The 8,855-nt window shown below is 71.6% G+C and carries 13 protein-coding genes and 3 pseudogenes; 9 read left to right on the top strand and 7 right to left on the bottom strand.

All coding sequences use genetic code 11. The features are described 5' to 3' along the window. Together AB0K09_RS24375 and AB0K09_RS24380 are read right to left on the bottom strand one after the other, a co-directional pair. The coding region (locus tag AB0K09_RS24375; protein WP_366067510.1) for an inositol monophosphatase family protein at positions 1–769 on the bottom strand (769 nt) is incomplete at its 3' end. A 43-nt stretch (positions 770–812) separates the two neighbouring features. Beyond that, entirely contained in the window at positions 813–1,163 is a 351-nt protein-coding gene (locus AB0K09_RS24380; RefSeq protein ID WP_366067511.1) for a hypothetical protein, read from the bottom strand. A gap of 129 nt (positions 1,164–1,292) precedes the next feature. On the opposite strand from AB0K09_RS24380, the gene AB0K09_RS24385 reads away from it, so the two are divergent. From AB0K09_RS24385 to AB0K09_RS24395, 3 genes and pseudogenes are all read left to right on the top strand, one after another. Next, positions 1,293–1,535, top strand: coding sequence for a hypothetical protein (locus AB0K09_RS24385; protein WP_366067512.1), 243 nt, complete (start codon positions 1,293–1,295; stop codon positions 1,533–1,535). A gap of 2 nt (positions 1,536–1,537) precedes the next feature. After that, a pseudogene (locus tag AB0K09_RS24390) lies at positions 1,538–1,726 on the top strand (Clp protease N-terminal domain-containing protein); the annotation flags it as partial. 186 nt (positions 1,727–1,912) lie between these two features. Continuing rightward, positions 1,913–2,083 carry a Clp protease N-terminal domain-containing protein gene (locus AB0K09_RS24395; protein WP_366067522.1) on the top strand — a complete coding sequence of 57 codons (171 nt, stop codon included), beginning with the start codon at positions 1,913–1,915 and terminating at the stop codon, positions 2,081–2,083. Between the two features lie 54 nt (positions 2,084–2,137). Here the strand turns inward: AB0K09_RS24395 and AB0K09_RS24400 are convergent, their stop codons facing one another. Together AB0K09_RS24400 and AB0K09_RS24405 are read right to left on the bottom strand one after the other, a co-directional pair. Further along, positions 2,138–2,569 carry a GNAT family N-acetyltransferase gene (locus AB0K09_RS24400; protein WP_366067513.1) on the bottom strand — a complete coding sequence of 144 codons (432 nt, stop codon included), beginning with the start codon at positions 2,567–2,569 and terminating at the stop codon, positions 2,138–2,140. A 99-nt stretch (positions 2,570–2,668) separates the two neighbouring features. Then, complete coding sequence (locus AB0K09_RS24405) at positions 2,669–3,022, bottom strand: carboxymuconolactone decarboxylase family protein (RefSeq protein ID WP_366067514.1); 354 nt, start codon at positions 3,020–3,022, stop codon at positions 2,669–2,671. Between the two features lie 136 nt (positions 3,023–3,158). On the opposite strand from AB0K09_RS24405, the gene AB0K09_RS24410 reads away from it, so the two are divergent. Continuing rightward, positions 3,159–4,079, top strand: coding sequence for a LysR substrate-binding domain-containing protein (locus tag AB0K09_RS24410; protein WP_366067515.1), 921 nt, complete (start codon positions 3,159–3,161; stop codon positions 4,077–4,079). On the opposite strand, the gene AB0K09_RS24415 is transcribed toward AB0K09_RS24410, so the two are convergent. Further along, the gene (locus AB0K09_RS24415; protein WP_366067516.1) at positions 4,022–4,435 is read right to left on the bottom strand and encodes a MerR family transcriptional regulator; all 414 of its coding nucleotides are present in this window, start codon (positions 4,433–4,435) and stop codon (positions 4,022–4,024) included. The genes AB0K09_RS24410 and AB0K09_RS24415 overlap by 58 nt on opposite strands. A gap of 52 nt (positions 4,436–4,487) precedes the next feature. Here AB0K09_RS24415 and AB0K09_RS24420 point away from each other — a divergent pair, with 52 nt between their 5' ends. Then, positions 4,488–5,438, top strand: a complete 951-nt coding sequence (locus tag AB0K09_RS24420) for an SDR family NAD(P)-dependent oxidoreductase (protein ID WP_366067517.1) — start codon at positions 4,488–4,490, stop codon at positions 5,436–5,438. Here the strand turns inward: AB0K09_RS24420 and AB0K09_RS24425 are convergent. Both AB0K09_RS24425 and AB0K09_RS24430 read right to left on the bottom strand, forming a co-directional pair. Further along, positions 5,439–5,644: pseudogene (locus AB0K09_RS24425) on the bottom strand (transposase); the annotation flags it as partial. Beyond that, positions 5,633–5,931: pseudogene (locus AB0K09_RS24430) on the bottom strand (hypothetical protein); the annotation flags it as partial. The pseudogenes AB0K09_RS24430 and AB0K09_RS24425, both read right to left, overlap by 12 nt. A gap of 450 nt (positions 5,932–6,381) precedes the next feature. Between AB0K09_RS24430 and AB0K09_RS24435 the strand changes: the two are divergent. The 4 genes from AB0K09_RS24435 to AB0K09_RS24450 all read left to right on the top strand — a co-directional run bounded on the left by AB0K09_RS24435 (position 6,382) and on the right by AB0K09_RS24450 (position 8,737). Next, positions 6,382–6,765, top strand: coding sequence for a hypothetical protein (locus tag AB0K09_RS24435; RefSeq protein WP_366067518.1), 384 nt, complete (start codon positions 6,382–6,384; stop codon positions 6,763–6,765). 62 nt (positions 6,766–6,827) lie between these two features. Continuing rightward, a complete protein-coding gene (locus tag AB0K09_RS24440) occupies positions 6,828–7,967 on the top strand; it encodes a hypothetical protein (RefSeq protein WP_366067519.1) in 1,140 nt (379 codons plus the stop codon). Positions 7,968–8,087: 120 nt separating this feature from the next. Further along, positions 8,088–8,324 carry a hypothetical protein gene (locus AB0K09_RS24445; protein WP_366067520.1) on the top strand — a complete coding sequence of 79 codons (237 nt, stop codon included), beginning with the start codon at positions 8,088–8,090 and terminating at the stop codon, positions 8,322–8,324. Beyond that, positions 8,315–8,737 carry a hypothetical protein gene (locus AB0K09_RS24450; protein WP_366067521.1) on the top strand — a complete coding sequence of 141 codons (423 nt, stop codon included), beginning with the start codon at positions 8,315–8,317 and terminating at the stop codon, positions 8,735–8,737. The genes AB0K09_RS24445 and AB0K09_RS24450 overlap by 10 nt, the downstream gene beginning before the upstream one ends. Positions 8,738–8,855 lie beyond the last annotated feature (118 nt).

The raw sequence follows: 8,855 nt of genomic DNA on the forward strand, positions 1-8,855 counted from the left end.
GCAGTCCATGGGTCTCCGCGTCGGCGGCCACCACGAGCCCGCGGCCCCCCGGGCCGATCGGGCCGCCGTCGACGCCGGTCACCACGCACCCGGCGGCCCGGCACACGGCGATGCCGGCCGCGAAATGCACACTCCCCGACAGGTCACCGCCATCGGTGACATACGCGGCGCGCTTGCCGGCCGCCACCCAGGCCAACGCGAGCGTCGTGGACACGACCCGCGGCCGGAACCGCTCGGTGAACCCGGCAGCGGCCAGCAGATCCACGGCCCGGAAGGCGGGCGCGCTCGGAAACGGCGGATCCAGGTTCACGTCCACCAGCCGGGAGGCGGACGAGGGCGCCAGCAGGGCGTCGACCCCGTCGCGCCGCATCCGGGCGGTCTCGCCGTCGGTGAAGAAGACCTCGCCGCTGAACGGATCGGCCACCGCCGCCGCCCCGTCGCGCAGCGCCACATTGACCGCCACCAGCATGTTGCCGACCGCGTAGTTCAGCGTGCCGCACAAGGGGTCCACCAGCCACTGACGCGCGGCCCCGGCCGCCCCCTGCTGCCCGCCTTCCTCACCGAGCACCGCATCACCGGGCCGTGCGTCCCGCAGGACACCCAGGATCGCCTTCTCCGCCTCCACGTCCGCGGCGGTGGCGAAGTCCCCGGCGCCCTTGTCGACGCGGGACAGCCGCCGGCCGTACATGCGGCGCACCACACCGGCTCCGGCCTGTACGGCGGCTATCGCGACCTCGGCGTCGTCCCTGCTCACGTATGAGTTGCTCACGCCGCGCAGGATAGCGGGCCCGAAGCCGCCCCCACCTGACGGCTCACACGCCTTCCAGGCGAAGGGCCGTCTCGAGCGCGTCGCCCGACCCAATCTCGTACGGGAACCCGACCATGCCGGTCAGGCGCGAGCCGTTGCCGTTCACGCCTCCGTCGCCCTCGCCGAAGAGGACGTTCAGAAGAGCGGCGGTCCGGGAGCCGGACCAGCGGTGGACGGTGACCTCCGTGGAGACCTCCATGAACCGCCGCCACAGCACCAGTTCCTGCTCCTCGCCCGCGACCAAGGCGCGTAGGCCCTCGGGGGAGAGTGCCGGATGGGCCCCGCCCTTCCGTTGCGGGTCGCCGACCACCCACTGGCCGGCGGTCCGCTCCAGCGGGCCGAAGTACGCGGTCAAAAGTCCCCCTCGTGCGGATTCTCTTCGTTACGGGCACAACGTAGCGGAGCCGCCGATACGCCCGATACCGGCCCCACCGGCGATGTCAGGATTGCTTGACACCTCGCTTCGTCAGGGTAGCCTGACAGCATGACGGATGAGGTCACGCCGGCGGCCCTGGCCGGCCAAGTCACCGACAAGGACCCCGTAGTGGGCCTGAACGCCGTGGTCTCGCTGCGCCGCCTGCTGGAAGAGCTCGAGCGGCTCCACGTCGACAACGCCCGTGAACAGGGCTGGACGTGGCAGAGCATCGCGACCGCCCTCCAGGTCAGCAGGCAGTCCGTACACGAGAAGCACGCGTCCAGGCGCAAGGCCGAGGGCAAGGAGAGCTGAAGGTGTTCGAGTACTTCACCGATCACGGCAAGCGGGCCGTGGTGGCGGCACAGGACCAGGCGATGGCGCTGGGACACGACTTCATCGGGACCGAGCACCTGCTGCTCGGGCTCGCCGGGGCTGCCGACAGCGGCGCAGGCCAGGTGCTGGGCGCATGTGGCGTCGACCTGCCGCGAGCACGGCAGGAAACCGCGCGGCTGCGGGAGGCGGACGGGACGGCCGGGGAGGGCGGCCAGGCCGCCAAGGACGCCCTGGCCTCCCTCGGCATCGACGTCGCCGGGATCCAGCGGCGGGCCGACGAGGCCTTCGGACCGGGCGCGTTCCGGTTCCCCAGGCCCGCCTACACCGAGAACGCGAAGACGGCCCTCGAAAGCGCCGTGGGCGAGGCCAAGGCCCTCGGGCACGACCGGATCGGCACCGAGCACATCCTGCTCGGCCTGCTCGCGGCGCGGGAAGGCACCGCCCTGAAGGTGCTGGCGGCACTCGATGTGGAGGTGGCGGCCCTCCGCCTGGCGGTCCTCACGTGCCTGACGCAGCAGACCCCGTAACCGATGTGACCGACCCGTCACCGCCCGGGCCCGGACCCGGGCGGTGAACGCCGGTCAGCTCAGCTTCTTGCCGAAGTGGAAGGCGTCGACGACCAGGCGCTCGCGGAAGTAGAAGCGGTGCGCGTCGGTGCGGTGGGTGCCGGAGTCCAGCCGGAACTGGTGGCAGCCGGCCTCACGGGCGCGCATCTGCAGGTGCTCCAGGAGATGGTGCCCGACGCCTGTGGAGCGTGCCTCGGCATCGGTCACGAGGTCGTCGACGTAGAGCATGCGCAGGGTGCTGGTGTTGACGGTGATACGCCAACCGGCGGCTCCCACGCATATCCCGTCGTCGTTGTACGCGGCGGTGAAGCGCAGCCCCTGCCCGTGCCCCTCCTCGTACACCTCCCGGAAGACCTCCTCGGTGAGGTGCGGGCGCAACTGGCGCAGGACGGGCAGCAGGTCGGAGGCGAGCCGCGGATCGCCGGGGGAGAGCTCGATGATCTTCATGGCGGCACACCCTAGAAGACGGCCGGAGCCGCCGGGAGGGCGGGTCGCCCTCCCGGAACGGTTCGCACACGGCCGGCGCCGTCCCGCCGTCCCGCCGCGTCAGTCGTGGGACGGTGCCGGCGCGGCGTGGCCGTGCTGTTCGTAGAGGCGGTCCGCGAGCAGCGCGTGCGCGAGGGTGCCGCCCGCCCGGACGGACGCGGTCACGAACGCGGTCTCGGCGAGTTCCTCGGCGGTGACGCCGTGCCGGCGGGCTGCGGCGGTGTGCACGTCCAGGCAGTAGGAGCACTGGGTGACGAGCGCGACCGCCACCGAGATCAGCTCGCGGTAGCGGCGCGGCACGGCCCCGTCCTCCCGGTCCACGGCCTGCTGGAAGGCGAGCCAGGCGGCGAACTCGGCCGGGGCGCCGTTGCCGACCGAACGAGCGCGGTGCAGGTCGTCGGGGTGCTGGTACACGGGTGGACTCCTCGGGCGAAGGCGGTCGGCGGCGGGCCCGTTGCCCGCTGCCTGGGACCACCTCACCCCGGGCGCCGCGCCCCCGTCCAAGACCGGTTTCGGGCGGGCGGTTCCGATCTCGGTATCGTGGCTGGTCATGGACTTGCGAGCGTTGCGCTGTTTCGTCGCCGTGGCCGAGGAGGGCCACTTCGGCCGCGCGGCGGCACGCCTGCGTCTCGCCCAGCCGCCGCTCAGCCGCCGGATCCGCGAGCTGGAGTCCGACCTCGGGTGCCGCCTGTTCGACCGCATCCCCACCGGGGCGCGGCTCACCCCGGCCGGCGAAGTGCTGCTGGCGGAGGCACGGGACCTCCTGGAGCGCGCCGAACGCGCCCGCGAGCGGGTCCGCGGCACCGAGTCCGAACGGGTCCTGGTGCTGGGCACGGTCGCGGGCGCGGGGCTGGACGTCGGCCCGGCGGCGCTGGCCGCGCTGCGCCGGGACCGTCCCGGCGTGCGGGTGCGCCTCCGCGAGGCACCCGTCACCGACCCGGCGGCCGGCCTGCGCGAGGGGCGGGTGGACCTCGCGCTGACCCGGTTGCCCTTCGACACCAGCGGCCTGACCGTTCGCCTGCTCACCGAGGAACCGGTGGTGGCGGCCGTGCCCGCCGGCGATCCCCTGGCGGCCCGACCGCGTCTGCGCGTCGCGGAACTGGCCGGCCGCCCGCGCTTCCGCTTGCCGCCGGGAACCGACGCCCGGTGGCGCGCCTACTGGCTCGCCGCCGAGGAGGACACGCCCGGCCCGGTGGTGGCGTCCGTCGAGGAGTGCCTGCACGCCGTCCTCTGGGAGGGCGCGGTCGGCCTCCTGCCCGCCGGCGCCGCGCGGCGGCACGCACGCCCGGGCATCGCCTTCGTGCCCGTCGACGGCCATCCGCCGAGCCGTGTCGTCATCGCCCGGCGCACGGCCGGTCACGACCCGCTCGTCGACGCCCTCGCCAACGCCCTCACCGACGCCGCGCAGCCACCTCACGGCACAGGCGCCCACACCCCGGCCGCGGTTCCGTCGCGAAGGTGCTGCTCGTAGGCGACCACCTTGCCGTGGACGATCTCCAGACAGGCCATGAGATCGGCGATCTTCGCCTGGATGTTCGCCTCGTGTTCCCGAAGCAGCGCGAGCCGGTCGGGCTCGTTGCCCGGACCGGAGCGGACGAGCTCGGCGAACCGCCTGATCGTGGCGATCGGCATGCCGGACGCCCGGAGACGGTCGCACAGCATGAGCCAGTCGACGTCGGCCTGTTGATAGATCCGCTGCCCACCGCCCGATCTCGGGATGTCCCGCAGGAAGAGCCCCTCCCGTTCGAAGAACCGCAGCGCGTGCACGCTCATCCCGGTCGCCTCGGAAACCTTGCCGATGGACAGGCCGTCCGTCCTCTCACCCATGGGCGCACCGTATCTTGACCTAGCCTGCGCTCCAGCTCCTAGCGTCCTCCGCATGATCACGAAGCAGCACGGGACCGGCACCGGATTCGGTGCCCACAGCACGGCCGACGACGTTCTCGCCGGCATCGACCTGACCGGCACCACCGCCCTGGTGACCGGCGGATACTCGGGTCTCGGCCTGGAGACCACCCGCGCCCTGGCCCGCGCGGGAGCACACGTCATCGTGCCGGCACGCCGGAAGGCCGTCGCGGAGGAAGCCCTGCACGACATCCCCGGAACCGAGGCCCACACCCTCGACCTGGCCGATCTGGACAGCGTCCGCACCTTCTCCGACCGCCTCCTCGACGGCGGACGCGTCCTCGACACCGTCATCGCCAACGCCGGCGTCATGGCCTGCCCGGAGACCCGCGTCGGCCCCGGCTGGGAGGCGCACTTCGCCGTCAACCACCTCGGGCACTTCGCACTCGTCAACCGCCTCCGCCCCGCCCTCGCCCCCCACGCACGGGTCGTGGCCGTCGCCTCCTCCGGACACTTCCTCTCCGGCATCCGCTGGGACGACATCCACTTCCGCACCGGCTACGACCGCTGGCTCGCCTACGCCCAGTCGAAGACCGCCAACTCCCTCTTCGCCGTCCACCTGGACCGCCTCGGCGCCCCGAACGGTCTGCACGCCTACGCCGTGCACCCGGGCAGCATCCTCACACCACTGCAGCGCCACGTCCCGCGCGACGAGTGGCTCGCCCACGGCTGGGTGACCCCGGAGGGCGAGCCGGCCGAGGGGTTCAAGACGCCGCAACAGGGCGCGGCGACGGCCGTCTGGGCGGCGACGTCCCCGCTCCTCGACGCCCACGGCGGCGCCTACTGCCAGGACTGCGACATCGCCGACCCGGCCGAGAACGACGACATGCTCATCGGCGGGGTCAAGCCCTGGGCGGTCGACCCCGCCGCGGCGTCCCGCCTCTGGGACCTCTCCGCCGACCTCACCGGGACCAACGCCTTCTGACGGCCCGGGGCGTGAGGGTTTGGGTGCGCGGGCCGGGCAGGTGAGGTGCGGGTGGAGGTTCCGGAAGCGGCGGACCCGGGCGGCCGTGAGCCGTTCAGGCTCGCCGGGCTTTCCCAGGGCCGCCGTATGCCGGCGGCGGCCCGACGGAGGAGCCTCAGCTGCGTGTGAGCGGCGATGAGCAGCCATGTCCATGCGGCGGCCCGCGGCATCGGCGGACCGGCCAGCACCTGCCGCAGCCGGGGCACGCCCGCACTCCCGTGGTTCAGCGCGTCGTACATCGCGCCGTGCCGACGCCGATGTCCGGCCACCCGTGTCGGGTCCACCGGGGAAGTCACCGGACCGTCCGCGTGCAACAGGGTGTCCACAAGCTCGGACAGTTCGTCCCCGCGCGTGGCAGCGAGTCGAACAAGACCTCCCGGAGGTGCGACGCCTTCGCGAACGCCTCCCGGATTTGAGGAGCTCCAGTGCCTCTGCCCGGATCCACGCCGACCATGCGGCGCGCGCGGCCGGGTCGGTGGGGCCATGCCGCCGAACGTCGCCCGTCCGCCCGGGCGTTCTCGCTGCATGCCCCGCACGAGTGGGAGCGGCGTGCGGCGTGAACGGCCGTCACCTGACCGGGTTCCTCGGGTGCAGGCCGCACCGAAAGTTCGCTCGCGGTGTGATTTGCCCGGCTGAAAGCCCATTTCCCTGCCTGTATGAATTCGGTGTTTCATACGCTCGCACACACGGCGCCGAACGCGCGTACGCGGCCCGTGGTTTGGCTGGCACACCCGTTCGCGATCATGTGATCCGACGATTTGACTTGCCGCCAATACCGCCGGTAGCAATCTCGACCTAGCACCTCTTCTGGCTTTCAAATCCAGCCGCCGCCCCAGCGGTTCGGCATTTCAGACGCACGCCATTCAGCGTCGCGTATTCCCCTCACAAGAGGAGTGAAGTCTCCATGTTCTCTGTACGCAATCGCATCGCCGCCGCCGCCGCTGTCGCCGTCGCCGCCTCGGCGATCACCCTGGGCCAGGCGTCCACGGCTCTGGCCGACGGCCCGGGCGACCAGGGCTCCAGCCGCCTGCCTGCCCAGGTCACCTACCCGGCCCCGGGGAAGATCACCCAGGAGCACAAGGTGACGAACACCTACCAGTACGACCCGAAGGCCTCGGGCAGCTCCTCCGACCAGTCCTCCAGCAGTTCCTCCCCCAGCGGCTCCTCGGCCTCGACCCCGGCCGCTCCGGAGCCGGGTCCGGTCACGAACGCCAAGGACACGGTCAACTCCGCCGTATCCACCGTCGCCTCCGGAACCGCGAGCACAGCCGACTCCGCCCTCAAGTAACCGCGCGATGGGGCCGGCACAGCGGTTGCCGGCCCCCGAACTTCCGAGCGAAAGACATCATCGTGTCGAACTGCGAACAACCGATCAACACACGTCTGCCCGTGTGGGTGGGTGCGGGGCTGGCCCTGACCAGCTTGCTGGCCGGTGCCATGACCGCGCCCGCGCAGGCGGCGGAACCGCACGGTCATCACCTGTTCACTGAAGTTACCCAGACCGAAACCTTCACCGTACCGGAGGGCGTCACGGCCCTCAACATCTCTGCCTGGGGCCCTGGAGGCAACGGGGGAGGGGGCGCGGGTGGCGGCGGTGGCGGTGGTGGCGGCGGCGGGGGCAAGGCGGGTGCCACTTCCGGTGGTGGAGGTGGTGGTGGCGGCGGTGGCGGTGGCGGCGGCGGGGGCGGCGGTGGCGGCGGCGCGGGCGGCTTCGTCAAGTGTCACGTCGAAGTGCAGTCGGGTCAGAAGCTGTACGTCAGGATCGGCACCCAAGGCTCGGTTGGTGAGGGCACCAAGGGCGGCCACGGCGGGAGCGGCGGCAAAGGCAACAGCACCGCCTTCGGCGGTGGCGCCAACGGTTCCTCAGGGGTGTCGAGCGAAATGGCCAAATCCGGAGACACCTCCGAGGTCCCGCGTATTACGGCGGTCTACTCCACCAAGGGGGAGGAGGTATCTGTGGTGGCGCCTGCAGGCTCCGGTGGAGGCGGTGCGCCGGAAGCTCCCGGTGGGGTGTTCGGCGGGGGAGGCTACAACGGTGAGACCAGTCACGGCGAGCCGGGCACAGGCGGCATTCCTGGGGCCGGGGGCAAGGGCGGGACGGGAGGCGACCCTACCAACCCCAATGCCTTCAAGTGCACCGGCCTCCCGGTCGAACACATGGACGGCGCACCCGGTGGGAACGGCGATGACGGTCAGTCCGGCGATTCCGGGCATGAGGGGAAGAGGGGAGGCTACGGTGGCAGTGCCTTCGGCGGAGGGCACCACGGAGCCGGCGGCGCCGGGGCACACGCCGTGAACGGCCGGACCTACGGCTGCGGTGGCCGGGGCGGCGACGGCGGCGACGGCGCCCACGGCGGCTTCGGCGGGCAGGGCAGCAGCGGCCAAGCCAAGCACCATCAGAACGTCCACGGCGGCATCAAGGGCGGAAACGGCCACCCGGGCGCGAAGGGCCATCCCGGCTGCCCCGGGGCAGCCGAAATCGAGTGGTGACCCCAGGCGAAATCGCCGAATCAGGCGTCGCTCTTATGGTCTCGGCTGCTCGTTGACCAAGCTTGGCAAGTCTTGCCGAGCGGTTGGTGCGGGGTGAGGTTCTGACGGCGATCGTGCTCCATGGCCAGGCCGGGCTGCACGTGGCAGCAGTGGCCGCCGATGTCCGGACTGTGCCGGGAGACGGTCCAGCAGCGCTTCGCACAATGGAGCCGGGCCCGGGTGTGGGCCCGGCTCCACTGCGTCGTCCTCGATGAACTGCACGTCGGCCGGGCCGGCACGACCCTGTTCTGGCGCGGGGTCCGGGAGTCGGGCGGCTGGTCCGGGGAACTGCCGCAAGCCTTGGTGTCGTGCTGGTAGGTGCCGGTGATCTCGCATCCCTTGTTGATCTTCCCGAGCCGGGGAGATCACCAGCCTGGCAGCCGGCATTGCACCGCCGGCAACGGCGGCAACCATCACAGCCGTCACGCGGTTACGCATCGAAGACCCGAGGGAAGCTCCCCTTCGCATCGGGGATCCGCGCACTGGGAACGGGGCGCGGGCAGCAGGTGGGGCGGCGGCCGACCACCGGCGAGGAGAACGAGGATCTCATCCATTCGACTGATTCCGGTACAGCCCGCGGCAAGGAATTCACCCAGACGGACGGGCCGGAAGGGTTTAAATGGCGCGTGATGCTGAAGCGCACCGATAGCCGCTGCGCCTGCCCGACTGCACATTTGCTGTTCGTCTTCAAGTCCGTACCTACGCTGGTGATATCTGACCCGATCGTTTGACCAAAGGCTGATCGCATCGCTATTTATTTGATGGCCACACAGCGCGCCCCGTTCGTGCACGGTGGCATCGCTTCTACGCCCATAACGACGCTTCCGTTGTCGAGTTCTCGTGTCCGCC

The sequence above is a fragment of the Streptomyces sp. NPDC049577 genome (genome assembly GCF_040675635.1).
Classification (GTDB): Bacteria; Actinomycetota; Actinomycetes; order Streptomycetales; family Streptomycetaceae; genus Streptomyces.

Excerpts from the sequence above, each read along its gene's own strand:
- AB0K09_RS24385 (WP_366067512.1), top strand. The coding sequence starts at position 1,293 with ATGACGGATGAGGTCACGCCGGCGGCCCTGGCCGGCCAAGTCACCGAC.
- AB0K09_RS24400 (WP_366067513.1), bottom strand. The coding sequence starts at position 2,569 with ATGAAGATCATCGAGCTCTCCCCCGGCGATCCGCGGCTCGCCTCCGAC.
- AB0K09_RS24410 (WP_366067515.1), top strand. The coding sequence starts at position 3,159 with ATGGACTTGCGAGCGTTGCGCTGTTTCGTCGCCGTGGCCGAGGAGGGC.
- AB0K09_RS24415 (WP_366067516.1), bottom strand. The coding sequence starts at position 4,435 with ATGGGTGAGAGGACGGACGGCCTGTCCATCGGCAAGGTTTCCGAGGCG.
- AB0K09_RS24420 (WP_366067517.1), top strand. The coding sequence starts at position 4,488 with ATGATCACGAAGCAGCACGGGACCGGCACCGGATTCGGTGCCCACAGC.
- AB0K09_RS24435 (WP_366067518.1), top strand. The coding sequence starts at position 6,382 with ATGTTCTCTGTACGCAATCGCATCGCCGCCGCCGCCGCTGTCGCCGTC.
- AB0K09_RS24445 (WP_366067520.1), top strand. The coding sequence starts at position 8,088 with ATGGCCAGGCCGGGCTGCACGTGGCAGCAGTGGCCGCCGATGTCCGGA.